This window comes from Mesorhizobium sp. B2-1-3 (genome assembly GCF_006442495.1).
Taxonomy (GTDB): Bacteria; Pseudomonadota; Alphaproteobacteria; order Rhizobiales; family Rhizobiaceae; genus Mesorhizobium.
This window is the reverse complement of the sequence record NZ_VFWL01000003.1, coordinates 245877-271626: the sequence shown is the minus strand read 5'-3', so window position 1 is coordinate 271626 and position 25750 is coordinate 245877. Positions and strand designations below refer to the sequence as shown.

General features: G+C 58.2%; 18 protein-coding genes and 1 pseudogene. 11 read left to right on the top strand and 8 right to left on the bottom strand.

Annotated elements, in window-relative coordinates; translation table 11 throughout:
- Positions 1 to 426: 426 nt before the first annotated feature.
- Positions 427 to 1392, top strand: coding sequence for an alpha/beta hydrolase (locus FJ973_RS08445; protein ID WP_140523142.1), 966 nt, complete (start codon positions 427 to 429; stop codon positions 1390 to 1392).
- 239 nt (positions 1393 to 1631) lie between these two features.
- Here the strand turns inward: FJ973_RS08445 and FJ973_RS08440 are convergent, their stop codons facing one another.
- From FJ973_RS08440 to FJ973_RS08425, 4 genes are read right to left on the bottom strand one after another with little or no spacing between them, the layout of a single operon-like run.
- Positions 1632 to 2360 carry a response regulator transcription factor gene (locus tag FJ973_RS08440; protein ID WP_140523140.1) on the bottom strand — a complete coding sequence of 243 codons (729 nt, stop codon included), beginning with the start codon at positions 2358 to 2360 and terminating at the stop codon, positions 1632 to 1634.
- A complete protein-coding gene (locus FJ973_RS08435) occupies positions 2350 to 2739 on the bottom strand; it encodes a response regulator (protein WP_013896619.1) in 390 nt (129 codons plus the stop codon). Before FJ973_RS08435 ends, FJ973_RS08440 begins: the two co-directional genes overlap by 11 nt.
- Entirely contained in the window at positions 2736 to 3383 is a 648-nt protein-coding gene (locus tag FJ973_RS08430) for a response regulator (protein WP_023767341.1), read from the bottom strand. Before FJ973_RS08430 ends, FJ973_RS08435 begins: the two co-directional genes overlap by 4 nt.
- The gene (locus FJ973_RS08425) at positions 3380 to 7174 is read right to left on the bottom strand and encodes a PAS domain-containing protein (protein ID WP_140555425.1); all 3795 of its coding nucleotides are present in this window, start codon (positions 7172 to 7174) and stop codon (positions 3380 to 3382) included. Before FJ973_RS08425 ends, FJ973_RS08430 begins: the two co-directional genes overlap by 4 nt.
- A gap of 486 nt (positions 7175 to 7660) precedes the next feature.
- Here FJ973_RS08425 and FJ973_RS08420 point away from each other — a divergent pair.
- The 5 genes and pseudogenes from FJ973_RS08420 to FJ973_RS08395 all read left to right on the top strand — a co-directional run.
- Positions 7661 to 8082, top strand: a pseudogene (locus tag FJ973_RS08420) (alpha/beta hydrolase); the annotation flags it as partial.
- A gap of 352 nt (positions 8083 to 8434) precedes the next feature.
- Positions 8435 to 9673, top strand: coding sequence for an HlyD family secretion protein (locus FJ973_RS08415; protein ID WP_140523132.1), 1239 nt, complete (start codon positions 8435 to 8437; stop codon positions 9671 to 9673).
- A 44-nt stretch (positions 9674 to 9717) separates the two neighbouring features.
- Entirely contained in the window at positions 9718 to 11331 is a 1614-nt protein-coding gene (locus FJ973_RS08410; protein WP_140523129.1) for an MDR family MFS transporter, read from the top strand.
- 758 nt (positions 11332 to 12089) lie between these two features.
- Complete coding sequence (locus tag FJ973_RS31150; protein ID WP_140523124.1) at positions 12090 to 12320, top strand: hypothetical protein; 231 nt, start codon at positions 12090 to 12092, stop codon at positions 12318 to 12320.
- A complete protein-coding gene (locus tag FJ973_RS08395) occupies positions 12317 to 12589 on the top strand; it encodes an SDR family oxidoreductase (protein WP_140523121.1) in 273 nt (90 codons plus the stop codon). The genes FJ973_RS31150 and FJ973_RS08395 overlap by 4 nt, the downstream gene beginning before the upstream one ends.
- A gap of 102 nt (positions 12590 to 12691) precedes the next feature.
- Here the strand turns inward: FJ973_RS08395 and FJ973_RS31735 are convergent, their stop codons facing one another.
- Complete coding sequence (locus tag FJ973_RS31735; RefSeq protein WP_347439601.1) at positions 12692 to 12931, bottom strand: type IV toxin-antitoxin system AbiEi family antitoxin domain-containing protein; 240 nt, start codon at positions 12929 to 12931, stop codon at positions 12692 to 12694.
- 854 nt (positions 12932 to 13785) lie between these two features.
- Here FJ973_RS31735 and FJ973_RS08385 point away from each other — a divergent pair.
- Positions 13786 to 14691, top strand: coding sequence for a restriction endonuclease (locus FJ973_RS08385; RefSeq protein WP_140523118.1), 906 nt, complete (start codon positions 13786 to 13788; stop codon positions 14689 to 14691).
- Between the two features lie 170 nt (positions 14692 to 14861).
- The gene (locus tag FJ973_RS08380; protein ID WP_140523116.1) at positions 14862 to 15779 is read left to right on the top strand and encodes a TIR domain-containing protein; all 918 of its coding nucleotides are present in this window, start codon (positions 14862 to 14864) and stop codon (positions 15777 to 15779) included.
- Here the strand turns inward: FJ973_RS08380 and FJ973_RS08375 are convergent.
- From FJ973_RS08375 to FJ973_RS08365, 3 genes are read right to left on the bottom strand one after another with little or no spacing between them, the layout of a single operon-like run.
- A complete protein-coding gene (locus FJ973_RS08375; protein ID WP_181165402.1) occupies positions 15760 to 16293 on the bottom strand; it encodes a Mov34/MPN/PAD-1 family protein in 534 nt (177 codons plus the stop codon). The two genes, FJ973_RS08380 and FJ973_RS08375, sit on opposite strands and share 20 nt — an antisense overlap.
- The gene (locus tag FJ973_RS08370) at positions 16268 to 17980 is read right to left on the bottom strand and encodes a ThiF family adenylyltransferase (RefSeq protein ID WP_140523110.1); all 1713 of its coding nucleotides are present in this window, start codon (positions 17978 to 17980) and stop codon (positions 16268 to 16270) included. The genes FJ973_RS08375 and FJ973_RS08370 overlap by 26 nt, the downstream gene beginning before the upstream one ends.
- Positions 17977 to 19530 (bottom strand): adenylate/guanylate cyclase domain-containing protein, encoded by a 1554-nt coding sequence (locus tag FJ973_RS08365; RefSeq protein ID WP_224656322.1) that lies wholly within the window; start codon positions 19528 to 19530, stop codon positions 17977 to 17979. The genes FJ973_RS08370 and FJ973_RS08365 overlap by 4 nt, the downstream gene beginning before the upstream one ends.
- A gap of 625 nt (positions 19531 to 20155) precedes the next feature.
- Here FJ973_RS08365 and FJ973_RS08360 point away from each other — a divergent pair.
- From FJ973_RS08360 to FJ973_RS08350, 3 genes are read left to right on the top strand one after another with little or no spacing between them, the layout of a single operon-like run.
- Positions 20156 to 20935, top strand: a complete 780-nt coding sequence (locus FJ973_RS08360; protein ID WP_224656323.1) for a hypothetical protein — start codon at positions 20156 to 20158, stop codon at positions 20933 to 20935.
- Positions 20928 to 21614 carry an RES family NAD+ phosphorylase gene (locus tag FJ973_RS08355; protein WP_140523108.1) on the top strand — a complete coding sequence of 229 codons (687 nt, stop codon included), beginning with the start codon at positions 20928 to 20930 and terminating at the stop codon, positions 21612 to 21614. The genes FJ973_RS08360 and FJ973_RS08355 overlap by 8 nt, the downstream gene beginning before the upstream one ends.
- A complete protein-coding gene (locus tag FJ973_RS08350; RefSeq protein ID WP_140523105.1) occupies positions 21614 to 25606 on the top strand; it encodes a tetratricopeptide repeat protein in 3993 nt (1330 codons plus the stop codon). The genes FJ973_RS08355 and FJ973_RS08350 overlap by 1 nt, the downstream gene beginning before the upstream one ends.
- Positions 25607 to 25750 lie beyond the last annotated feature (144 nt).

The following is a 25750-nucleotide window of genomic DNA, read 5'->3' as shown; positions in this document are numbered from 1 at the left end:
ATGCGCCGATCCGCCCCGCGAACCTATTCTACGCAAGCATCTGTCGTACGATGCCAAGGTGCAGGGTAGGTACGCCGAGGTGCTGGAACTGTCGCTGAGATGGGGCAAATGATGCGATGACGTTGGTTCGTGCGCGACGTGCCGCGTGCGGCTGTCACAAACACGACCTATCAAGCCGTATGAGGATTCTTCTCAAAACGAGGAGCGGCTGATCGCGAGCAAGTCACCGCCCGAACGGACCGCGATAGGTTTCGCCTACGTGGTCCTCATGTTGAGTAATCAACTCACCGCCGGCCAGAGCGCAATATGCTTAGGTGTACAACGCGTTATTATAACGACAAAGGCTTTAAAGCTTTCGCCTTATAGAAATTGCACGGCATTTGCCGCTCTTGGAGCACTTTGTACCTCACAACCCCGGAGTGCTTTATGCGCCTTAGCTTTCTTTCTGGTTTCCTCATTGCGGTTCTTGCTGCCGGGCCATCGACTTCTGCCAGCGCACCGCACTCCGGCGTGCCGCTCGGGCAATCGACCGACCTGTCGGCACGTATCGTCGACGGCAAGGCCGACGTTAACGGTGTGGCCTATCACTATTTGCTGGCAGCAGGCGGCCCGAAAACCGTGGTGTTGTTGCATGGTTGGGGCACGACCTCATACATGTGGCGCTTTGTAATGCCGCAACTGGTGGCGCGCGGTTACACGGTACTTGCGCCCGATTTGCGCGGTTTGGGGGACACCGCCAAGCCTGCGGCCGGCTACGAAAAGGCGGCGATTGCCGAGGATATTCGAGCACTTGTCAATCAGCTGAACCTTGGTCCGGTCCTCAATCTCGTCGGTCACGATATGGGTGGCATGGTCGCTTATTCCTATGCGGCGCAGCACCCGGGGGAAGTCACCACACTGGCAATCGTTGACGTCCCGCTGCCAGGCATCGAACCGTGGAACGAATTGATCCAAGGCCCTCGCACTTGGCATTTTCGCTTCCACTCCGTACGCGACGTGCCGGAAATGCTCATTGCCGGTCGCGAGCTTGAGTATTTAAAGTGGTTTCACAATGCAGAGGGGGTAAATACTCGCGCGTTCGACACCGAAGCCGACGAAGTCTACGGCCGTTCTTATGCCCAGCCTGGCGCATTGCGCGCAGGCTTCGAGTACTACCGGGCTTTCCCGCGTGACGAAGAACAGAACAAAGCCTTTGCAAAACACAAGCTGACGATGCCGGTACTCGGTATAAGCGGTTCGGGTGGCCTGGCATCGATGTACGAAGGCCATCTCCGCCACGTCGCCGAAAACGTACGGGCCGTAGTAGTCGAAGGCTCAGGCCATTGGGTTCCGGAGGAGCAGCCGGCCGCCGTCACAAGGGCCCTGATCGAATTCCTGCCACCAGCATACTAAGCTTCGCGGCTGGCTGAAGCACAACATTAGCGATAGTCGCCGTGATGGAGATACTCCGCTCCAAAGCTTTCCCAATGCGCCGCCGTTAGCTGGCGATGCGCGGCAAGAGCTTGGTAGTGTAGCCTCAACACCAGGTTACACGCGGCGATCATCGCTCTAAACTTCATGAAAATTTGTCTGAGTCCGGATCGTCCTGGGCAGGCTACTCTTAACGGAGAAGCGCCAGCCGCTGGGCGATCCTATCGGACGGAGGCGAGGTTCACCCTTTCGAAAGTCCTGGCCGCGCCGGCCTCGCGCATCGGCGGGGGCAGCGTTTCCCAGGCCCGGATCAGCTCTCCGATGGAAGCTGCTTCCATCTTGCGCATGACATTGCCGCGGTGAAGCTTGACGGTCACTTCACTGATGCCGAGGTCGAAAGCGATCTGTTTGTTGAGGCGCCCACGCGCCACTTCATGCAGCACCTCGCGCTCGCGCGGGGTCAGCGTCTCGACACGCTCGATGTTGCGCTTGACGACCACCGCATCTGCCCGCCGCTTGGCATCCACCGCAATGCCCGCGATCACGGCGTCAAGGAGTGTTTGGTCGCGCACCGGTTTGGTGAGAAAATCCACCGCGCCCGCCTTCATCGCCTGGACAGTCATCGGTATGTCGCCATGCCCAGTCAGGAAGATGATGGGCTTGGGATTGCCGTTTGACGCAAGATGGTGCTGTAGATCCAGGCCGCTTGCCCCTGGCATGCGGACGTCGAGGATCAAGCAACCGGGGCTGTCCAAGACGTCAGCGTCGAGCAATTCTCGGGTCGAAGCGAAGCAGACCGGTTCAAAGCCCATCGACAGTATCAACTCCGACAGTGCCTCCCGAACAGACGCATCGTCATCGACAATGATGACGAGCGGCTGCTGCGGCTCGGCGTTCCGCTGCCGTGACACCGGCGTCGATCTCTGCAAGAGCGGTTGGTCAACTCTCATGTTCATCCCTCGGTTCTTGGTTGCGTAAAGCGTCGCTCACAGCCGCAAGCAGGGCCTGGCCATCGAAGGGCTTTCGGAAAAACCCGCTGATGCCTTTGGCGCGGTGCTGATCGGCTATCTCGTGACGACCGGTGATCAGGAACACCGGCAGGTCCGCACGCGTCTTCTTGACCAAGTCACGAAGTTCAAAGCCGTCCGTACCAGGCATCCCGATATCGGTAATGAGCAAGTCCACGTCAGACAGCCCGCTGACGAGCAGTGATCCCGCCGACGAGAAGATGCGGGCAGCATAGCCCGCAGACTCCAAAAGGTTCTCGAGCGACTCGAGCAATCTTGGGTCGTCATCGACAATCGCCACGACAGGTCGCACCTTGCTCACACTCCGTTCCCTCCCGTTCGTCGAGAGTGGCTGATCGGTATCTCCAACCGCTCCGCCATGCGCACGAGATCAGCGAGTGATGCCGCAACCATTTTCTGCATCACGTTCCGTCTATGGATTTGCAGCGTGACCTCGCTGATCCCCAACTCAGCCGCGGCCTGTTTGTTGAGCAGGCCACTCACAACGAGCGGCAGCACCTCGCGTTCTCGCTGCGTGAGCTCTTGATAGCGTTGCCTCAACACGGTGAGTTCGGCGCGCTCTGATCGCCTTTCCCGGTCCTGGGCGATCGCTGCCCGGATCGCGACCATGAGGTCCGTATCGCTGAAAGGCTTTGTCAGGAAGTCCACAGCGCCGTGCTTGATCGCACGCACAGAGGACGGGATGTCGCCATGCCCCGTTATGAAGACGATCGGCGGATGATCGCCCTCGGCGATCTGCTTCTGCAGATCTAGACCGTTGATGTCAGGCAATTCCACATCGAGGATCAGGCAGGCGGGGACGTCCGGCTTGTCGGCAAGGACATAGTCGCCGGCCGATCCGAACGCTACGGCGCGCATGCCATGGGACTCCAGAAGCTCACCAAGCGCTTCCCGAATACGCACGTCGTCATCGACGATGAAGACCATTTGATCGTGGGGCGTCATGCTGCCGCTTTCATTTCAACTGGCATCGTGAAGACGAACGCCGTTCCGTGCGGGTCGTTCTTCTCCACCCACAACCGTCCGCCATGGGACTCGACGATCGAACGGCAGATCGCGAGTCCCATGCCCATGCCATGCTCTTTCGTCGTAAAGAACGGCTCGAATATTCGGTCAGGAAACTCAATGCCCGGGCCACAATCGCTGATCTCGATCTGGATCGCGTCCCCTATACGGCCCACGCGAAGTCCAAGAACCTTGTCACCGGTAACAGAGTCCATCGCCTCGATCCCATTGCGGATGAGGTTCACCAGAACCTGCTGGATCTGCACCCGATCGAGCGCGACAATAGGAAGGTCGCTTTCGACATCGATATCCAGACGAACACGGCGCCGCACCGCCTCCTCGGCGATGAGGTCGCGCGCCTCCGCGATGACGCTGTCGAGTGCTGTGTAAGCCATCGCGTCTGCCGATTGCTTGAATAAGGCGCGGATACGGCTGACGACATCCGCAGCTGAGTTGGCATCACGGATAATACGCTCCACAGTCTTCTGCGCCCGCTCGATATTTGGCGGATCGGCCGTGAGCCAACGCTGGCAGGCATATGAATTGGCGACAACAGCCGCCAGAGGCTGGTTCACCTCATGCGCTATAGAGGCTGAAAGCTCGGCGAGACTCGCCGCCTGGCTCGCGCGTGCAAGTCTCTCTTGCGCCAGGCGCAGCTCTTCTTGCGTGCGAACTTCACCGTCGATGTCCAGACAGACGACGTTCCACTGAACAATCGCCCCTTCTGCATTGCGCATCGGTGCCGCGCGCGTATCGACCCAGCAATATTCGCCATCGAAGCGACGCAGACGGTGCCTCCGCGCATACGGTTCGCCAGTGGCCAACGAATGAGCATAGTTCGCTTTGACGCCCGCCAGGTCGTCAGGATGAACGCCTTCGTCGAGTGTCCCGGAAAGGCGGGATTTTCCCTTACCGTCCAATACCTCCAACTCATATCCGAGGAACTCGCGGAGCTGACGGCTTCGATATATCGGCTCACCATTCGGTGCGGCGCAATCGATCATCACCGGCAGCGTTTCAACCAGCTGCCACAGCGAACGTTCTCTCTCGCGCAGCGCCACCTGTGCGCGCATCTCCTCGTCGATGTCGATGGAGACCTGGTACCAGTGAACGATGGCTCCGTCCCGATCGCGCAGAGGCTCGCAACGCCCTTCTATCCAGCGATAGCTGCCGTCTTTCCAACGCCGGCGATACCGCATGATGAAGGAGTCGCCAGTTTTGAGGCAGCTGGCTGACCTATTGAGCACCTCGAGAGCGTCTTCGGGATGAATCAGATCTCGAGCCACCCTCGTGAAGTCTTCGAAGTTTGCCCCGGAGATGCCGAGTTCCTCCAAAGACCGCCTATTGACGTACGCAAGCTTGCCATCGGGCGTCCAGCTCCAGATGTGGACCGGCAAGGCATCGACAAGCTGCTGAAGCTCGCGCTCTCTTTCGCGCAATGCCTCCTGCGCCCGCATCTCATCTTCGATGTCGATTGAAGCCATATACCATTGAACGATCGCGCCATCGGTATCCCTTAACGGTTGCGCTCGTGCTTCTATCCAGCGGTACACGCCATCCTTCTCGCGTCGACGAAAGCGGTTCACGAAAGGCTGGCCGGACGCAAAGCCATTCGAAGCCCTCCGAAACATTGTCGGAAAGTCTTCAGGATGGGCCAGGTCCCGGGCCAGGGCATCGAAATTATTGATGTGCGTCGGTGGCGAACCGACCTTCTCCAGGTATCGCTTGCTGGTGTAGGTGATCCTGCCTGAAGGGGCAAAGCTCAGGAGATTCACGGGCACAGCGTCAATCATTTGCTCCAGTTGCCGGTTGGCTTTCCGCAGCGCTTCTTCTGCCCTCACCTGGTCGTCGATGTCGTGCGAAAGACCGTACCATTGGACGACAGTCCCACACTCGTCCCGCATCGGTTCCGCTCGGCCCGACATCCATCGGAAGACGCCGTCAGCACGACGCAGGCGATAGTTCAGGGAGAAGCTTTCCCCGGTGGTGACCGAGTGGTTGATCGCTGTTTCCAGCGTGGCGGCGTCATCGGGATGTACGACAGCCGCAATGGCCGCCTTCAGGCCATTTCCTCCGACATTCTCGTATCCTCCTACGTCAAGGCCGAGATACTCAACCATTCGCTTGCTGAAGAAGACCGGCTCGCCCGACGCAGACAGGCGCCAGAGGAAGCTCGGCACCATGTCGACCAGTTGCGAGAGTTCCCGCTCCCGGTCGCGCAACGCTTCCTGTGCGCGCATCTCGTCGTCGACGTCGATAGAGATCACATACCACTGAACAATCGCGCCGCTGTGATCACGCAGCGGCTCGCCGCGTCCATCCACCCAGCGGTACGCTCCGTCCGCACGGCGCATTCGATACTTCATGGAGTATGGTTCGCCGGTAGCCAGAGAGTGGCGGACGGTCTCCAGGAGGCGTGCCGCATCTTCGGGATAGACGAGGGACTGTATGGCCGCCGCCTGCCGGCTCATCCCCGGCTTGTCCAGATCCGCCACACCGTCGAGACCGAAGAAGTCAAGCAAACGTCTGTTGAAGAAGGTCGGCTCGCCTTCAGGCGTCAGCCGTCTGATCTGGACTGGGACCATGTCGACGAGCTGAGAAAGTTCCCGCTCCCGACCGCGCAGCTCCGCCACGGTTTTCTTGTAGACATCGTTGTCGAGCGCGATTCCATACCATCCCGTGATACGACCCTGGCTGTCGCGCGCGGGCCGCGCGGCGGTTCGGGCCCATACATAGGTGCCGTTTGCGCGCCGAAAGCGAAACTCGACATTGAAATGATCGCCGGTCCTCAGACAATGGCGCCAGGTAACCGCGATCTGCTCATAGTCGTCTGGATGAAGCAAACGCTTCCAGGCGGTGTACCCCTCGTTCAATTGAGCGTTCAGATCCTCCAGCGTCACCCCGAGGGAGCTCAGCGCGAACGGATGCAGGTAGATCCATCTACCCGCCGCATCGAACGCCCATCCGTTCCCGAATATGCTTTCAACGATTTTCGCCGATCGAATTGGCCCGGCATTGTTCTCAACCAAGTGATCCAGGTTCGCCCCGGAAAGCGGCTCCCCATCTGTCACCAGATCATCAATGTCCACACTGACACTGTAGCCGGGCTCCGATCGGGTCTCGTTCCAGCGATAACTTCCGTCGGCCTGCAGTTGCCTGTGCCTCGTTACCTGGGGGACACCTGTCCAGAACGCGCGGGCGACTGCGTGCGCCGCCGCTGTCCGGTCGTCCGGATGGACCAGTCTCAGGGAATGGTGAGCGTCGGAGGCTGCTTCCTTCTCGGCCGCAATGATCACGTCAGCGGATCGCTCTGTGGCTGCGGACGGCGAATCGCCTTCAATCAATGTGCCATACCATGCAACGGCGTTACCTTCGCTATCGCACAGCGGCTGTCCGGAGATTCGGCTCCAACCGTAAGCACCGCTCGCGCGCAAAATGCGGTGCTCCACATTGTAGTGCTCACCTGTCTGCAGGCAGCGACGCCACTCGGCCACGGCTCGGTCATAGTCGTCTGGATGGATTAGCCGCTTCCAACCCGCGGGGCCACCTTCTGACGAAGTGTTGAACTCCTCCAGCGTCGTGCCGAGAAGCGATAGCGTGCTGGGAGTAACATAGCTGAATCTGCCGGCCGCGTCTGTCGCCCACCCATTGCCGACCACGCTTTCAATGATCCGAGCCGCCCGCAACGCTTCCGCGTCGGGTTCGCCAAGCGAGTTGAACGCTGTCGTCATTGTCTTCTCCTGCCGGACAATGAAAGGCGGAGACTGTCAGCGCCTTCTTTAACTCTCATCATTGACCATCTGGGCTCGTGAATTCGTTTTTCCGATCTTAACCGGACCACGCCGCAGCCGCACCTCATGGAAATCCATGAGATGTGAGTGACCAAACCTCCGGGTGAGGCACCTACACGTCCCGATTGAAGCTATAGCCTTTCACGCGGAGAAATCGAAAACCTAGCCGTTAAAAACGCATGCCTTCACCGACATACAGAAAGCCTCGGGCCTCGCCTCAACTACGCTGAGCAGTCCCCGGAACTCCCCGTGAAATTCATCTTCGCCATGCCGGTATTTTCGTAATGTTTGCCGCAACACTCGTTCGGGGCAAAGGCCAAATGCCCGCTCGCCTCCAAGCTGCCAAGATCGGCCGTCCACAGCGTGTATCGCAATGCCGGCTTCAGGGTGATCGCGATGCCGGCCTCCGGCAGTGCCACCGATCTTGAGACGCCTGCCAATCCAAGTGGTTTGCCTATCGAAGTTTTTGACGGGCTGAGCCAAGCGCTGCAAGTCGGGCGCAGTTCTATCTCGATTTTGCGAGCGGCCCGTTCTAAGTGTTCAACCGATCCGACGCGAAGCCATTGCGAGCGTCGTTCACACATGATGGGCGCCGCCAATGCCCAGATTCAATTCATCAAGGCCTTTTCGGAGACCCACTTCACCGAACACCTCCAAGTCAATCGACTTGTCTCCGTTCGTGATGCATGGCGACGACGACTAGATCGTTCCGATCCATGACTCGGCGCTACTCTCGCGAACACTGAAGCGAGCAACACTCAAGGTCTATGAGAAATTTCCGCACGGCATGTGCACGACGCAGGCCGACACTATCAAATCCTGACCTGCTCACCCTAGTCAGGTCGTAGGCTCGCGCCGCCTCCCCCCGACAAGAGCCCAGTCTGGCTGCCGCTCCGATCGGCAGGCAATCCCCCTTCACAAACAGGAGCAAGAGAACGATCAGAACGACCATCTTCATCGCTGCTATCGCAGCCACCTCCCTATACGCTGGTGCAGATGATTTTCGGCTCGGATATCGCAATATGTACTTCGAGCCGTGTCAACCGGACGAGGTACGGACGACGAAAGCAGGGGTTTTTCCGGTTTCTCTCTGCAGCCAACGAAGAGGCAGGCGAGCTTCTTACCTGTCCGGCTTCCGATTTTTGAGCACAGGGGCATTCCGCTCTTGCGCAAAGCACGATGAACGTCAGGACGAATGAGATGTCCGAGATGCCCGCGACCACCAACTTCTCCAACGCACCCGGCGCGGCCGTGCCTCAGCCGCGGCCGGCTGCCTTCGTCGAGCAGCCAGCTCGGCCCTCGGCGGAAGAGCCGAGTGCCTTGCCGGTTGGTACGGAAGCTACTCCCGGCGACGTCACTGCGGCGGTATCTAGGAGCCGCCGCCTCAAGCGGATCGCATTCGCGGCGACGTTTCTGATTTGCGCAGCCGCGGGAGGTGATTGGGGCTATGGCTACTGGACCGCAGGCCGGTATCTGGAGTCTACCGACGACGCCTATTTGAAAGCCGACTACACGACGGTGGCGCCGAAGATATCGGGCTACATTGCCGATGTGCCGGTGCATGACAACCAGACTGTCGAGACCGGGCAGGTTCTCGCCCGCATCGATGACCGCGACTTCCGTGCCGCGCTCGCCCAGGCTGATGCCGAGGTCGAGGCCGCCGAGGCGGCCGTCCGTAATCTCGACGCACAGATCGCGCTCCAGCAGTCGCTGATCCTGCAGGCAAAGGCGACAGTCGCCGCAACGCAAGCTTCGCTGGCGTTCGCCAGCACCGACGCCGACCGCTATGCGACGTTGGCAAGGAGCGGCACCGGTACTGCGCAGAAAGCCGAAGCAAGCCGCGCCCAGGCCGATCAACTCATCGCCGGGTTGCAGCGCGACCAGGCTTCCCTAGCCGCCGCAAAGGCTAAGATCGACGTACTCGCCACCGAGCGCGACAGTGCCGTTGCCCAAACGGATCGCGCCGAGGCAGCTTCCGATCAGGCCCGACTGAACCTTTCCTATGCCACAATCACGGCACCGGTCGACGGCACGGTCGGCGCGCGCACGCTCAGGGTTGGACAGTATGTGGCATCAGGCACGCAGTTGATGGCTGTGGTGCCGCTGCATGCCGTCTATGTCGTCGCCAACTTCAAGGAGACGCAGCTCGCTCATGTGCGTCCCGGGCAGCCGGTGCGCGTCGCCGTCGACGGCTTCCCTGGCGTCGAATTGACTGGTCAGGTCGACAGCCTGTCGCCGGCGAGCGGCCTGGAATTCGCATTGCTGCCGCCCGACAACGCGACCGGCAACTTCACCAAGATCGTGCAGCGTATCCCGGTGAGGATCTCCATCGACAATCACAAGCTCGACGGGCTGCTCAGGTCCGGCATGTCCGTCGAGCCGACCATTAACACCAAAGCGGCCGTGCTGGCCGACGGTCGTTCCTCAGTTTCGCGATGATTGACACTGGCGCCGTTCTTACTGGCGCTTGAGGAGTTGCAGCAATGAAAACCGCCGTCTCCTCGCTTCCGACGTCGGCCGGCGACGTCCAGAACGCGGCCGGATCTGCTGGTGCCGCCAATTCGCTGCGGGTCTGGGTGGCGGTGGTCGGCTCTGCTCTCGGAGCATTCATGGCCGTGCTCAATATTCAGATCGTCAATGCCTCGCTTGCCGACATCCAGGGGGCGATTGGGGCTGGCATCGATGACGGTGGCTGGATCTCGACGTCCTACCTCATAGCGGAGATTGTGGTGATCCCGCTGACCGGCTGGCTGTCTCAGGTCTTCTCGCTGCGGATCTATCTGATCACCAACGCGGTGCTGTTCCTCGTCTTTTCGGTCGCCTGCGCCTTCGCCGCCAATCTAGGTCAGATGATTGTCCTACGAGCGATCCAGGGTTTTACCGGCGGCGTGCTCATCCCGCTCGCCTTCACCATTGTCATCACGATGTTGCCGAAAGCCAAGCAGCCGATCGGCCTGGCCCTGTTCGCGCTGTCGGCCACCTTCGCGCCAGCGATAGGCCCGACCATCGGCGGCTATCTCACCGAGAACTGGGGCTGGCAATACATCTTCTACGTCAACCTGGTGCCGGGCGCGCTGATGGTCGGCATGCTGTGGTTTTCGCTCGACGGCCAACCGATGCGGCTTGGCCTGCTCGCCAAAGGCGACTGGCCGGGCATTGTCACCATGGCCATCGGACTGGCGGCCCTGCAGACCATACTTGAGGAAGGCAACAAAGACGACTGGTTCGGCTCGCCCTTTATCGCGCGGCTGGCAATCGTCGCCGCGGTGTCGCTGACCCTGTTCGTCTGGATCGAGCTGACTTCGAGCCATCCGCTGCTGAACCTCAGACTGCTGGTACGCCGCAACTTCGGCTTCGGCGTCCTCGCCAACTTCCTGCTTGGTGTCGCGCTCTACGGATCGGTCTTCATCGTACCCGTCTATCTCGCCCGCATTCAGGGCTACAATGCCGAGCAGATCGGCATGGTGCTCGCCTGGACCGGCCTGCCGCAGCTTGTCCTGATCCCGCTTGTACCTGGCCTTATGCAGCGCTTCGACATCCGTCTCGTCATCGCGATCGGCTTCGCCCTGTTTGCCGCATCCAACTTCATGAACGTCCACATGAGCGGAGCATATGCCGGCGACCAGCTGTTCTGGCCGAACATCGTGCGCGCCATCGGCCAAGCCCTTATATTGGCGCCGCTTTCGGCAATAGCCACGTCAGGCATCGAGACGGAAAATGCCGGCTCTGCCTCGGCCCTGTTCAATATGACCCGCAACCTCGGCGGCGCCGTCGGCATCGCGCTGCTGCAAACCTTCCTCACCAAGCGCGAGCAGTACCATTCGAACGTGCTGGTACAATCGGTATCCCTGTTTCAAGAGGCAACGCGCGTCCGCATTGTGCGGCTCACCGCCTATTTCCATTCGCATGGTATCAACGACCAGGCGCTCGCTGCACAAAAAGCGATTGCTGCGATCGCGCTGAGGGTACGCCAGCAGGCCTTCGTCATGGCCTTCAACGACACCTTCTTCCTGCTTGGCGTTAGCTTAATAATCGCGTTGTCGGCCGTCCTGTTGCTAAAGAAGCCGGGTCATATAGCAGCCGGCGGCGCCCACTAACCTACTGGGGGAAGCCGGGAACGCCACCGGACATCAATTCGCTGGTTCGAGCTCCAGGGCCAGTAGGCTTCATAGGACGCGGCTTTGGCATGGCCGCACTAGGATGCAGTGTGAATTCGCGAGCCGTGATAGGTGCTGCGCCAAGCGCTGACGATGCTCACGCCGGTTGCCGCGCCATTGCGCGACCACAGATGTGCCGGGCACCAGCGAAGAGAAATCGACCTCGACCGTAGCAAGGTCTTCAACAGGTAACACCAGCTCGGCGGGCCGTCTTTCGGGTTCGCCAGGATTGCTCATGATGAAGGTCTCTGTTGCTGGAAAGTGCTTCATCGCGCCGGCGGCAATCGAGCAGGCATGTCTGCGGCCGTGGTCATCTCTTTGCTCAAGTGGCACCATGGGGGCCGAGGCGGGATATCAGTCATTGTGCCAACAGTGTGTGCGCCCGATACTTTCGCTTATTATTTCCTCAGCGAAGGATTGGCCTGATAACCGAGAACGCCATGCGGCGACAGGCGGTCTTGGCTCTTCCGGCGACCATTTCTCACGCCAGGCTTGGCGCGCGCGGCAATCAAAGAACAATTGTCTCGGCGCGCTCACACCTCGGCATAGGCATACCTACCTGTCTGCACCGTAGCCGTCTTTCCTGCCAAGTGCGAGCCTTCCAACGCGCTATCCGGAACGACCGGCGCCAAGTGGCCGAACGGGCTCGTGCCCCTCCATTTGCGGAACGTCATCTGCATTCAGACAAGAGAAAGATCGTGAAACTCTACTACAGTTCCTTCGCCTGCAGTTCGGCTGACCACATCGCGCTTGAGGAGGCCGGCGCTTCCTTCCAGCGCGAGGCGATAGACCTCCAGACGAAACGAATGGCTTCCGGGCACGACTTCCTCACGATCTCGGCAAAGGATAGTGGCGAAACGCTGACCGGGAACGGCACGCACGACGGCGAGCATGTTTGGTTTCAATGCTGGCAAGGAGACGCAACATGAAAATTGTGGTCATTGGCGGCTCACGTTATATAAGAGCACGCACCGTCAAGAAACTGCAGCGTAAGGGCCACGAGGTGGAGGCTGCGGCCTCACTCCCTCACGTCGACAACTACATTGCGGACTATCGCGATGCTGGCTACGCTGGCCAAACTCTGAGGCGTCTGCTCCTGCATTTGGCGTCGCTCGTTCATGAGCTGTGGCGTCAAGGACGAATATGGCGCGGCAAGCTTTGCATTCGGGTCGAAGGACATGACCCCAAAGCGATGTAGATCGCAAGCGCATGACGCGCTTAGAAGCACTCTCGGCCTAGTCAAGGCGGCCGGAGTGAAGGGACTACGGTAATCGTTTTGAGGCCGGCCAGGATGCTCGGGTCAGCAGTGTCGACAAGATGCGTGAGGCCCTTGAAACAGCAGGCGCATCGACCACTGCGGCGCGATACCGCCCTTACCGACCTTCACGAGCAGGCCTTCCTTGCACATCGGGGACAAGTAATAGCGAGGGATTCCTGCATTTGACAAATCACAGGTCCGCACCTCACAGCCCTTGTAGCCAGAGCAACAGCTTGGTTGAGAAGTGATGGTTTGGGACCGCAAAGCGAAGTGCCTCCGCATGGTGTGCCGTCCAGAATTATCTGTCGCTGTCCGGAATTAATCAGGCCGTCGCCGTCGTGCGCAAGCGCCAACGCTGAGATACTGACGCCATCTGGCTCAAGTCTCAAGCGATTGGGGAGGAAGTATAGAGCTGAACCTCGGTGCTCAGGTTTTACCAATCCTGTCGTCTTGGGTCGACCAATCCGTTGTCGACCGTGAGCGGGTTTACCAATAAGGGCGGCTATATTCTACGCAAATCCAATCGCTTAATGCCAATCCAGAATTAACTGTCATTGAGGCCATTAGTAAACTCGATCTTTGATCGGAAACCCCTACCCTCAGCCAGAAAACTCTCCTGTTTTCAATCGCCCGCCCGCCAGCAACCCATAATTCCGGACTGGTTACCCCGTGAAATGCTCAATAATTCCGGACGTCGCACCAGACTGCCATTTATGCGGCTTTTTGAGCACAAACCAGGAACAACCCCCGTTTCCATTCATCGAAATGTTGCGATGCTCCCTGACGTGGGATCAGGGCCGTCGCTTGACTCAGACATGTTCCTCTGGGGTCTCGACCTCTTCAATCATAGTTATTACTGAGAAGCCCATGAGGCGCCCGCAACGCTCGCCGAACAAGCCAAAGTCGCAGCAAGGATCCCCGCAACCCTGAAGGCGACGGCGCTCGGTCAGCCTCAACCCGTGTTGACTTCATTCTCGGCCAAGCTTCGGTGCGTCGCACCGTCGCCGACAGACACTCGTTCCTCCGACTGACCCCATGGGCCAGAAACACGTTCTTCGCCAATCGTCGCGGATAAACTCCAGCCCAAAGTCTTAGACGGGATGCAACGCTGACACCATGGTGGTACTATTTGCGCCGTGAAAGAAACCGCCTCTCATGAACGACCTGGTCAGCGATTCCATAATTTCGTTGCCACCCTGGAGCGTATGTTCGCGCACCATGACGGCGTGACGGTGGATTCCTCCTTACGGTTACCCGACAAGGACACCGGGCGGCTTCGCGAACATGACGTGGTGATTATCCGTCGTACTCATCACGGGCCCAACCTGACGGCCATTGAATGCAGGGACCAAGGGCGAAAGGTGGGAGTTCCTCAGATTGAGGCCTTCGCTAAGAAGTGTGAAAAGACTGGAATCCATCGCGGAATCGTTGTTGCTGCGAACGGCTTTACACGCACCGCCCGCACCAAGGCAAAGGCACTGAACCTGACATGCATGGACTTGGCCGAGGCGGAATCCTTTGAATGGATTGGCACCGTCACCATCGTCGGCCAATTCTACAACTTCACCGCGATCGGGGCCTGCGTTGGCGTGGTGGAAAACGGGCGAAAGGTCACGAATCCATCCGCAGTCTATACGTCTGACGGCTTGCCCTACCCCGGCGAGGGTATTCAATCCCTCATCATGGACAAATTGCCCCCGGAGGCCCGCAATCCGACCCGCCAGACCCTCAACAGTCAAATCGTTGCTCCGATGGACGGACTGTACGTCATCGACGCTCTGGGCCAGCGCTTCCAAGTGAAGGATATCACATGCACTTACGCACTGGAGATTGAGGTTACGGAGCGCCCAATTACGTTCCATTACTACGCCGGAGAAAGCGCAGCGCTGGAGATCGCGTCCGGACAAATTACGTTCCCGAGTGGGCAGTCTACGTTGGCATTCATCAAATCAAAGGACGGCATTATGGGCTACCTCGTCTCAACGGGAGCGTTGGACCATCGAGTGAAGATCGGCAATCTACCGGAACGGCGCTTCGTCTAGATTCTCGTAGAATCTTCAGCAGTCGGCACTAGTTTTGGCAACCTAGGACCACGCGGCTCATAATTTGGCCGTCTCCGGCCACTCCATAGCCTCGTACCCTCGCGAACATTTCCTGTAGGCCCAGCAAATACATACATAGGATTCAGACAAATGCATTGCCGGGAGGGAATATGAAAGAGCGGTTTGAAGGCGGCAACAGTTCGGCGCTTATCGCTAGTCTGAAGCGGCAGTTTGACAGTGGTGACGCAGCGGTCGCTGAGGCAATCGCGACGGCTGGCGAGCTCGTAGAATACAAGGCCGCGGATACGCTCATTGCCGAAGGCGGTGAGGACAACGACGTGTTCTTTCTTGTCGCCGGCGGCGTCTCTGTAGTGGTCAAAGGTCAAGAGGTGCGAACTCTAAAGGCCGGTGCGCACGTCGGCGAGATGGCCGCGATAGAGCCTTCCCAGCGGCGGTCCGCCTCAGTGTTCGCTGAAGATACGGTCGTAGCGATAAAGATGTCGGGGGCAGAATTCTCGGCTTTGGCTGACAAGTTTCCGGGTTTGATCTGGAAATCCGTAGCCCAAGAGTTGTCGCGGCGGCTATTCGATCGCAATCGACTCATGACGACCCCCAACGAGAAGCCGAGGATGTTTATAATGTCGTCTGTGGAGGGGCTCGACGTTGCGAATGAAATCCAGACCGGTCTCCAGCATGACGTACTTGCAACCGTGTGGCCGAACGGCGTCTTCTGGGCGGGCGGCTATCCGCTTGAATCTCTGGAACTAGCCGTGGCCGAAAGCGATTTCGGTGTAGCGGTCGCACTATTCGAGGACATCGTCGAAACCAGCCGAGGCGCTCGCAATTCTGCCATCCGAGACAACGTGCTCTTTGAGCTTGGCATGTTCATGGGACGCCTTGGTCGGCGTCGCAGTATCCTAGTATATCCGCGCCAAACGGGGATAAACCTTCCGTCGGACCTCCATGGTCTGACGCCAGCGTCTTTCGCAACGGGCGATCCCAGCACGCTGGCGTCACGCCTTGGACCGGTTTGCACGCAAATCCGAAAAATCGTGCGGCAACTCGGCGTTAAGACACCAAATTCCTGAGCCAATCCAGACTGGCTTCCATGAGGCTCCTCTTCCTTGCTGCGGTGCCAACATCACCGACGACGGTCACCGACTCAGGAGGAAGTAATTGGGAAAATGCGGTCGCCGATAGGGCGAGCCTCGTGGAGCCGGTACGACGGACAATCAACAGGACAGCGAAATTCACGCCTACTTTCGGGTCGCTTACAATCGATCGCATCGTCCTGACATCGTCGGCACTTGGGATCGGGTCGAAGCTCGGATGCGAGTGCCATTCACCCAGATAATTGTACCGCTCAAAATCTCTGCCTGTTCGCTCGAAAAATTCTCGCAGGAATTCCGCGTGCAATACAGGATCGCGTTCGAAATGTGTGGGAGTGCCATGGCTCGTCTGGATTGAAATATCGACAATCCGAAACGTTTCGTCCGTCACGTGCTCGCCGACGATAAGACCACCGATCTCCTGGCGTCTAGCTTTCGCCAGCGCGATATTGAGCCGCGACGCTATATCATCCGGCAGGAGGAGTTTGACCAAATGATCTCCCAAGTATTTGGATAATACGTGCCCGTTCGGCAGCTACGTCGGCTTCGTCGAGAATGTTCTGCTCCGCAATAACCTGAGAGGCCAGTCCGACGTCAACAGGTTCCGTATGGAACGGCTCACTGTACAGCCATCCTTCCGCAAGCCCGATGAAATATACTGAGTGTGGAAAAATGGATGGCGAGCGAGGGATCAACAGGTCGATCGCGAATCGCGAGGCGTGAGCTGCGATAACAGACACATCTGCATCATCTGCGACCCAAGGAATGCCTACATTTCGATCCTCATATGACCTTTCGGGGCGCTCAACCACGAGTCCCTTCTCGGCGCACCAATTTTCGATCACTCGCCGCATCAGTGCTGGGCCGGGCTCAATGCCTGGCCGATGACGAGCGATCAGGCCGCCGATACCCCCGCCGTGAATTTCCGCCCATATCATTGGCTTCGCACCACTTTCGGCGGCGGCGCACAGATAGTTGAACGCCTCTGCGCTAGATGTCGCGTCAACAATAAGGTCGCACTGCGAGATGACTTCGATGAGCCCTTCGAGACTACCGCTCGACTCCTGTCCGCCAAGCCGCTGTCGACGAATGTCAGTTTGGGCCATCGGATTCACTAACTGGACGCGACGTGCAACGCCGTCTGCTTTGTGTGTCACGATATCCCGCCAATCGAGATCATGCCGCACGAAGTTACCGGGCATAAGAACGTCATCATCGACTAGAAGAAAATTCCCAACGCCAGATCTGGCAAGGCTCGCTGCAACCTTGCTACCGAGTGATCCGCAGCCTACGATAGCCACCTTCCTTTCCAAGAGAGAGCGATGGTCCTCGCCCAGTCGATCCACGACTAGCTCGGGACCGACGATGGTCACCTTGGAAACGGAGTCTCCATACATCCGAAAGGCGTGAAGCGCTTTGCCCTGCATAAGCAGGACAACCCTTCTATTATCATCCAGCGGGAACCATTGGGCAGCCAAGTCAGCGCGAAAGTCTTTAACTGTCGCAATGGTTGGAAGGCTCGTTGCCGACGGCCATGGAATTAGAACCCCGTCGATGTTGAAGGATTCCGCTCGGAGGGGCTTTGGGATTGACGCGTCACGCCAGACTTCGGCACCATTCCGAGCAAAAAGTGAAGCGTAATATATGACGGCTTCGTCGTGTACTATGCAGTCGACCTTCCCTTCCAGGGGCACGTCTTGAGTGGCGGCAAATTCCAGCAAAGATGTCGTCGCTGCAAGCCGGCTCACCGTCCAACGAAGGTCCTGGCCGAGGGTCGTCTGATGCCGAGATGGAATTTCGGAGCTTGGTATTCGCTCCACCTCCATTTCAAGCAGACTATAGGCACTTCGAACCATATCTGCGCCTGTAAAATCCGAGTTCCAGTTGTCGGCGCCAATTTCAAGACATAACTCACCGCCAGCTCCCCACTGGTGGCTGGACCATCTAGACGTATCGCCTCGTTGCATCACGAGCGGCGGTGAATGAGGAAAATGGTTGGGATATCGAAGATAAATCGGAAATATGCGTTCTCCGATCAAGATGTCGGCGTCCCAAACCAAACGAAGATGTTCATCGATTCGCCAATCGAGCGGGCGTAACCATTGGACTTCCCCAACGAGCGCTTCGATGGCGAGCCGCTCGTGCCGCGATCGATCCGCGTTCTGAAAATACCAGATCAAGAAAAGCCGTCTTTCTTGGCTGGTCCGGTCGGGCGATTCTGAAAACTGTAGGGACTTGCGGGAGCCGACGCTGGTTTCAGTAAGCCGGCGGTTGCAAAGGCCGCCGCTGCTTTGGCGACCTTGTCGCCCTTGGACGACAACTCGGTAACGGCTACATCGTAGTCCAAATTGGCGCGCTTCCGCCTCGAACCAAAAATACCGCGAACTGCATCATTGCCTTTGTCATAAGCATTCTGCCCGATAGCGGTTTCATGTTCTCCGCAACGATGCTGCTCCCGTTCCGCCTGTATGACTCCCCGGCTTACAGAACACCGGACAAGCGCGCCTTTTACCCCGAGTCTCGTGACTGTCATCGGTCCGAATTCGAACCCAACAGCAAGCCCAAGGTCTGTCGCATCAGTGCCGTCATCTTGCAGTTTCTCGATTGCCAGGTCGAAACTGCTTCGCATCCCACCGGCGCAGAGCACCATATTGCTGATCGTCGTCTCGCTATCGGTAGTCTGAGCAGTGCCCTCGACTAGAAGGCCATGCACACAATCGCCGATGAAACGAACCTTCCGGCCTGAAAAGTCTTTGTGAAGAACGGCATCGAGCTCGCTGCGAATGACATGAAGAGCGCGCACGACGTGCTTTGCACCACTGTCGTCGCCAATGTTTGCGCTGACGTAGTTGGTGAAGTTGTCGATGTCGCCGTAAACTGTCGCGGCATCTTGCCGGCGCGAATTCCGGACCGACAGCGTTTCAATATCGAGAGTGCTGTACGGCGGCGTGTGACCGCTGAAGCTGAAAGAACCAATTGGGTTGTTGGTCAAGTCAGTCTTCCACTCAGAGACGATCTGATCTGCTGTCACGCTCAGATTGGCTGATTTTTGCGATGTTTCGATTTCCGACGCCGAAAGCGGATTGACGTCTGGATTGTCGACGTCCTTCAATCCAATCACTTTGCGCGCGAGGTTCGTCAGATAAATCCCGGTAGCTTTCCCTCCCCCAGCCCGCTTGGCTGCATGGTTGGCGGGTTCACCCAAAAAAAGTGGTTCGCGGTGGCCGCGACGGCCATTGCTGACGGCAACGGCCTTCCCACTGTCGATACCCACTCGAACCTTCGCCGCAGGGTGGTCGGCGTCCTCACCTGTTCGCTTCAGGACATCAATGATCAACTGACCAATTGCCACGGCGCGATGGATACGCCCGTCTTCAGTGTCGTACGGCTTGGTGACCACTGAATGTAAGCGCTGATTGTGAAAATCAACGAAAAGCGCGTCGACTTCCTGCAGAATTCGATGCACCGCGCGATAATGGAGGTTAAGAAAACGCAAGGTCCGTTTGTGGCAGGTTTCACCCTCCACGGTCGTTACGTTCAACATATCATCGAGATTGACGATATCGGCATACAAATGCACGCCATCCACGCGATAAGCTACCGTGCGCGGAAGGTTGTCGAGGTTTATGTCGCGAACGTATTTACGGATCTCAATGTCCTCGAGGCGGACTTCACTCAGCCTAGTTTGAATGCGTTTCGCAGCACGATCACGATTCCAAGTCCGAGCCATGATTTCCCTCAAAAAAATTCCGACGACTTAAGCAGTGTTAGTGTATGTTCACGATAAGTTCCATCTAAATTTGCTGGAATTTACCTAGGAACAGCGCGCTTGTGGCTTGTGCCGTGCAGTGGGAGGCGACCGTGTGGTGTTGTGGCAGTACAATCAGTTTATGACGACGAAACACTGCGGGACGTCGTTCAGCGGCAGCCTGTCGGATTTTCCGGGGGCGAAATTCCGATATTTTGCGGCCGCCTCCCCGACGAAGCTTCACGACGGCCTTCATCCTTGGCAGCGTTGAAGTACTGCTCGCCGGGTTCTTCGATGGTGTGATCGGCCGCGTCCGCGTCGACCGCAGCTCTTTGGCTTGGTAGGTGTCGTCGGCAAAACCCTCCAGCCAGGTGTCGGCTTCGGCGTCCGAACACGCAAACCGCGCAATCGCTCGGTCGTAATCGGGCTTTTTCCGTGCGCACCATTCTAGCTTGATACCGTAGGTCGCTGCCCGACACTCTACCTGATGCGTGCCGAACATACCACGAACATATCACGTGCGGCCATAACGAGACGAATCGGAAGGCAGTGAGCCCAGGATAAATTTTGGCGGCGCACCCGATCACCCGAAAGGCCGACCGCCCGGATGAAGCGGCAGCCCAGAGTTCAAGTCGACACTCTTGATGAGATCGGTTATCATGCTATATATGTAATCACCCTCACCAAACCAACGGAGTTGGATATCATGGCACTTTCTAATGACACCATCGAACTATCGGGATTTGGCGCACTCACCGGAACGCCTAAGCAGGTTGGCGACCAACTTGATCGGCTGACAGCGGAGCAGGTCATCGCACTAACGTTCGAGCATGGGAGCGAACCCGCAGTTCGGGCGCTAGCCGACACGGTCGTCAGCATTGCGCCGTTGGTTCGAACCATCCTGATGCGTCGCCAGCGTGAGGCAATCAACTCGATAATTGAGGCCCTGGTCCCTCAGGTTCCGCCCCCACAGCATATGCTTGTCGAGGCGCGGATGGCGGCCGAGGCAAGAAAGGCCGTGCTGGAAAGCGGCGATTGGCTAACCGCTCCCCAAATCGCTAAGATGGCTGGGTTCAGCACAAGCAACCCAAGTGCACAGCCAAACAAGTGGAAGAAAGAGGGTCAGATCTTTGCCGTTCGGCATCGGGGTATAGACTATTTCCCTGGCTACGCTCTGGATTCCGCCACCGGATATCGGCCGATGAAAACGCTCGCTAAAATTCTGAGCGTCTTACACGGGAAGAAGGATGACTGGGGGCTCGCCTATTGGTTTGCATCCGTTAATAGCTTCCTCGGAGGCAAGCGTCCGCAAGATGTGCTCGCTGCGCAACCCGAGCGCGTTCTTGCGGCGGCCGAGGATGAGTTGGTAGGCGCACTCCATGGCTAAATCAAAGATTGGACGGGGACCCCTGACAACACCAGTTCCCGTCCCATCGAACGATTTGCACGACAACATAACGCGAGCGATATGGCCAGCGGACCAAACTATCCATCGCATACATTTGAATCTCTATGCCGGCGCGGAATTCAATCCAGGCTTTAAAGGCAACGCCCGATTCAGCCCGATAAAGCGTGCAAATGGGGCAAGTGTCCCAACTCTCTATGGCGGTACGACCTTCGACTGTGCGGCCATGGAAACCGTCTTCCACGATGTGCCATTCACCGCAGGCCTGAAGACTTACGACAAGGTGAAACTAGCCGATCAAGTCTATTCGCAGGTGGTGCCACGGAGGGATTTGGTCCTAGCTGATTTGAGCGTCACCGCGTTGCGGAAACTCGGCATCAAGCGCAGCCAGATTATTGACACTGAGAAGGACCGATATCCTGCAACACGCCCCTGGGCTGAAGCCATTCACGCACAATGCCCAGATATCCAGGGACTTTGCTGGATTTCTCGGCAGGACGACCGGGCTCTCGCGGTGATGCTGTTTGGCGACCGAATTCCGGCAAACATGTTGGTGCAGTCCGGCGCGTCGCTCGATTTGACCGGCAACTCTGACATCTATTCCGAGTTGCTCGAACTCGCCGACCGGATCGGCGTAAAGATCGTAGGCGTCAGCTTCTGATGGCTGAAACGGGCGACCAGGGCAAATCGGGAAACAGCAACGAGGTACTTGTTGACCTCCCCAGCCGCGTCTTCCGGCAACCATCTGACCAGAGTGTGCCGCTATCAACGCGACTTGCCCACGAAATCCCAAAACCTAAGGATTGGCAGGCGCTGCAGCGCGGGTGTGTGATCTTGTTTCGCGATGAGCTGAACGACCCGAACACCGTTGAGTACGGCCGCGGCGGGCAGGATCAGCGCGGAATCGATGTAATCGGACGTCGCAATGGCGATCCCAACCACTATGTCGGCGTCCAATGCCGAAGGGTCACAAAGCCGCTCAAGCAGGCGAAAATCCTCTCCGATTGCCGGGCGGCGCTGCAACTCGAGGCAGCACTGAAGGAGATCATTTTTGCCACAACCGCGGAAGACGATACCCATGCGACCGATGCAGCGGTTGCCGTTGAGAAAGCCCTGCGGGAAGAGGGCCACGACCTGACGGTTTCACTCTATGGTTGGGGAGCGCTCCAGGTCCTGATCGCCCTCCATGAGCGGGCGTACGCCTTTTTCTTCCCGGCTTCGGTATCCACGTCTGCCCCACAGCAGCCATTACCGGGAGACCGCGCTCCAGGCGACTTGGCGGGACAGATTGCCTTGCAAGTCGGCGAACAGCTTCGGCAAATGGGATTTGTTTCCTTACCGACAGATAGCTCATCGAATAGCAGTCTCTCCAGCGAGGATCCGGCGTTGCATGCCCGCATCGATACATTTCGCGATCTATTGGGAGAGGATCAGCCGCTTATTGCGGAGAAGGCACTTCTTGGGCTGCTAGAGAAGGAGGTCCTGGACAAGAAGCCGTGGGCCCGCTTTCGGATTGAAACCAACCTGGGCGCGGCGGCTCTCGATCTGGGCCGGGAGCCGGACGCGGCACGGCGGTTCGAAACGGCGCATTCGATCCGCCCTGATGATCCGAATGCCAATGCCAATCTCGCCTTGGCCCGGACGATTCAGGGACGATATTCCGAGGCCATGGATCTTGCGCAAAAGGCTTTGGCCGGTACGCCGCGTGCCGATCATGCGATAGGTTATCTACTCCAAGCAGCGGCGCGATCAGATTTCGCCGGCGACCCACATTCGCTCATCCCGCCGGATCTCGTCGATAGCACTCATGCGGATCTCGGTCTGGCAGAATTTTACAGCCGTCGAAACGTCTCCGATTGGGCAGAGCGAAATCGTCAGCTTGCACGAAAGCATCCCGAGGTCGCGGAATTCAAGCGAATTGGGGCCGTTGCAACGCTCTCTATAGTCGTGACATCCGGCGCCACCGTTCCGGGAGCCCGTAGCCCGATCAGTCCCGATGAACTCAACACCGCGGCCAACGATATGAAGGCAGTTGCGGAACATATGCTGGAAATCGGCTTTGCCGATCGACATGATCTTGTTGCCTATCTGAACAACGCTGGCGTCCTCCTGCGGCTGGGGGATCGGCCCGCGGAATGCGAGACACTGCTTAAGCGCGCAGCCGCCGTCGTTCACGGCGAGCCTCAGCTGCGACGTCTTCTCGCGTTATCTCTGATTGGCCAGAGCAGACCGAAGGATGCCTTGGCGACGCTGGAAGGCGATCGTGATCCCGAGAACCAGTTTCTCGCCGCTGACCTAGTCGCACTCGATGACCCCTCGGGAGCATTGGGTCGGGTGTTGGCTATTGATCCGGACGAGCTGAGCCCTGCCTTGGCAAGCTCACGATGGCATCTCATCGGCGAACTCGCGCTTGTTCTCGATGACGAAAGAAGGGTGCGGGAGGCGGTGGAAGCCCTTCGACAGCTGGGCACGGATAAAGTCGAGGCTGAGTTGCTCCTTATCCGCTGTGACAAGAAAACCGGCGTTGGTAATGATGAGATCACGACTCGCCTGCGAAAAATTGTGGAGGGCTTGCCCGACACGGTTGATGTCGTCACGCGATATCAAGTCGCCGACCAGCTTCGCCACAACGACTTGCCGGAGGAAGCTGCCGCACTCTTGGACAGCGCTGTCGACCTGAACCGTCCCGGTCCCCTGACTACGATGTATCTGCAGTGCCTCGCCGCGGCCCGTCGGGATGAGGCTTTTCGGAATGCGCTCCAGCGTGCAGCACCAATCGTGCGCGACACACCCGACGTACTTTGGGCAACCGCAACTCACGCGTGGAACGTTGGCGACCTCTCTACGGCGCGTGCGTCCGTCGAAAGGATTTTGAGTCTCGATGCTTCGGATGCGGACGCGCGCCTTCTGAGAATTGAAATCCTGCTCCGTCAGAATCAATCGACGGAGATCGTCGCCGAACTCGATCACCCCCTGGAATTTCTTCGATACCGACGCCTTAAGGATCGCTTTCGAATTGCAAGCTTGCTTGGCCACTTTGGCTACCTCGATAGGGCGGCGGCTCTTGCGTATCGCCTCTTTCTCGAGAACCGCGATCGATCGCAGGCATGGATGACGCTTTCGGCGCTCGTCATCGAGGAAGGCCGTACCGACAACGAAGATCGATCGTGGAATGCTAGAGTCGTTGCATCTGACGTTGCGGTGGACCTCAGCTACGACGACGGCGAGCGGCTCTTTCTGGTGGTCGAGCCGGATCCCGATCTCCGTCGACTCGACAATGAATCCTGGGAGCCTGACCATCCGCTCGTCCGAGCACTCATAGGACTTTCAAGCGGTGATCGGTTCCTGGATCCATCTGGCAGGCCGGGCCAGATTATAGCGCTTCGCCACAAGTACGTCGCCCGACTTCACTACGTGATGGAGCATCATGAGGGCCGCTTTCCCGAAATATTTGGGTTTCGGAAGGTGTCAATCGATATTGAGCGACCCGACGGACTCAATGACCTGATCGCCGAGTTGAAGCAAAGATTTGACTGGGTCAAGCAGGAGCAGGAAACCTACACGAACGGACCGTGGCCACTTGCTATGCTCGCGCATCGCATCGGCGTCGACACGATCGAGGTCGCAGCTGGGCTGGCGTCCCAGGGAGTGCCGCTGAAAGTCGCGATCGGCAACGAGGCTGAACGAGATACCGCCGCAATCGCCGTCCGTGAGAACGCGATCCAGGGATGCACGCTGGATCTCTTGGCATTCTGGACAGGCTGGCGGTTGAGGGCTCTCGAGACTATCGAGGCAACGTGTGGTCGAATTCATCTGCCTCAGAGCGTATCTGACCGGTTGCTTGCCCGTCGTGAACAAATTCAATTTTCTCTCAAAGACGGCCTCAAGACGGCTCAATACGACAACGGACGGATCGCTGCGACGGAAGTCGCTCCGGAGATCGTCAAGACCTGGCTCGAAGATATCGACAAGGCGATAGCGTGGGTCGAAACCAATGCCCACGTTTGTCCGTTGCTTCTGACCGACGAACTGCCCAAGGAATTGATTGAATTCTTGCAGGGTGGGAAGAGCGACTTCTTCGACAGCGTAGCCTTGGCCATCCAGAACAAGCATCTATTGATCAGCGACGATCGGCCTATCAGGGAGTTTGCGCACATTATGGGATGGAGCCGTAGTGCATGGCTTCATCAAGTGTTCGGGGTCGCGGCCGAACACGGCCATATTGACTTCGACACGTTCATTCGCTGGTCAGCTGACTTGGTAGATAGCGGCCATACATACATTGGAGTTTCGGGCATTGCTCTGGCTCGCGCATTTCGACTCGACGCCGCCGAAGGCCAGGCACCGGGATATTTGTACCGGACTTTGTGCGAGGTCATAGGTGGGCGAGGCGCGGAGCCAAAATCCCACGTGCTGGCGGCGCTACAGTGTCTTCGTGACCTCTGGTCGGATGGTTCTACTTACCCATTCCGGCAGGCTGCGACCGGATTGTTGCTCGAGCACTTGATCAAAGGGCGATCGGACTACGTTGCGTTGCTGCGTACGATTCAACGGCATGTGCAAGATCTACCGTTTCTCGTCGACTATTTGGTGCGTTGGGTCCGCGGGCATTTTCTTCCCACCGATACCTTGCGACCCACACGGCCCTATTAGCTGCAACGAGAACATCCACCATATCGATTCCCTGAGGCGGACGACCGCGCCGCTGGGCTTGCTTGGCGCGCGGCACTGTCGCTGCAGGCAAGATGCGCGTGTGCCGCAAAGGTTGCCTAGCCAGGTCCAATCGTGCAGGTTGCT

Excerpts from the sequence above, each read along its gene's own strand:
- FJ973_RS08410 (WP_140523129.1), top strand. The coding sequence starts at position 9,718 with ATGAAAACCGCCGTCTCCTCGCTTCCGACGTCGGCCGGCGACGTCCAG.
- FJ973_RS08415 (WP_140523132.1), top strand. The coding sequence starts at position 8,435 with ATGTCCGAGATGCCCGCGACCACCAACTTCTCCAACGCACCCGGCGCG.
- FJ973_RS31735 (WP_347439601.1), bottom strand. The coding sequence starts at position 12,931 with ATGCGGAGGCACTTCGCTTTGCGGTCCCAAACCATCACTTCTCAACCA.
- FJ973_RS08445 (WP_140523142.1), top strand. The coding sequence starts at position 427 with ATGCGCCTTAGCTTTCTTTCTGGTTTCCTCATTGCGGTTCTTGCTGCC.
- FJ973_RS08395 (WP_140523121.1), top strand. The coding sequence starts at position 12,317 with ATGAAAATTGTGGTCATTGGCGGCTCACGTTATATAAGAGCACGCACC.
- FJ973_RS08355 (WP_140523108.1), top strand. The coding sequence starts at position 20,928 with ATGGCTAAATCAAAGATTGGACGGGGACCCCTGACAACACCAGTTCCC.
- FJ973_RS08365 (WP_224656322.1), bottom strand. The coding sequence starts at position 19,530 with ATGGCTCGGACTTGGAATCGTGATCGTGCTGCGAAACGCATTCAAACT.
- FJ973_RS08430 (WP_023767341.1), bottom strand. The coding sequence starts at position 3,383 with ATGACGCCCCACGATCAAATGGTCTTCATCGTCGATGACGACGTGCGT.
- FJ973_RS08350 (WP_140523105.1), top strand. The coding sequence starts at position 21,614 with ATGGCTGAAACGGGCGACCAGGGCAAATCGGGAAACAGCAACGAGGTA.
- FJ973_RS08380 (WP_140523116.1), top strand. The coding sequence starts at position 14,862 with ATGAAAGAGCGGTTTGAAGGCGGCAACAGTTCGGCGCTTATCGCTAGT.
- FJ973_RS08360 (WP_224656323.1), top strand. The coding sequence starts at position 20,156 with ATGAAGCGGCAGCCCAGAGTTCAAGTCGACACTCTTGATGAGATCGGT.
- FJ973_RS08440 (WP_140523140.1), bottom strand. The coding sequence starts at position 2,360 with ATGAGAGTTGACCAACCGCTCTTGCAGAGATCGACGCCGGTGTCACGG.
- FJ973_RS08425 (WP_140555425.1), bottom strand. The coding sequence starts at position 7,174 with ATGACGACAGCGTTCAACTCGCTTGGCGAACCCGACGCGGAAGCGTTG.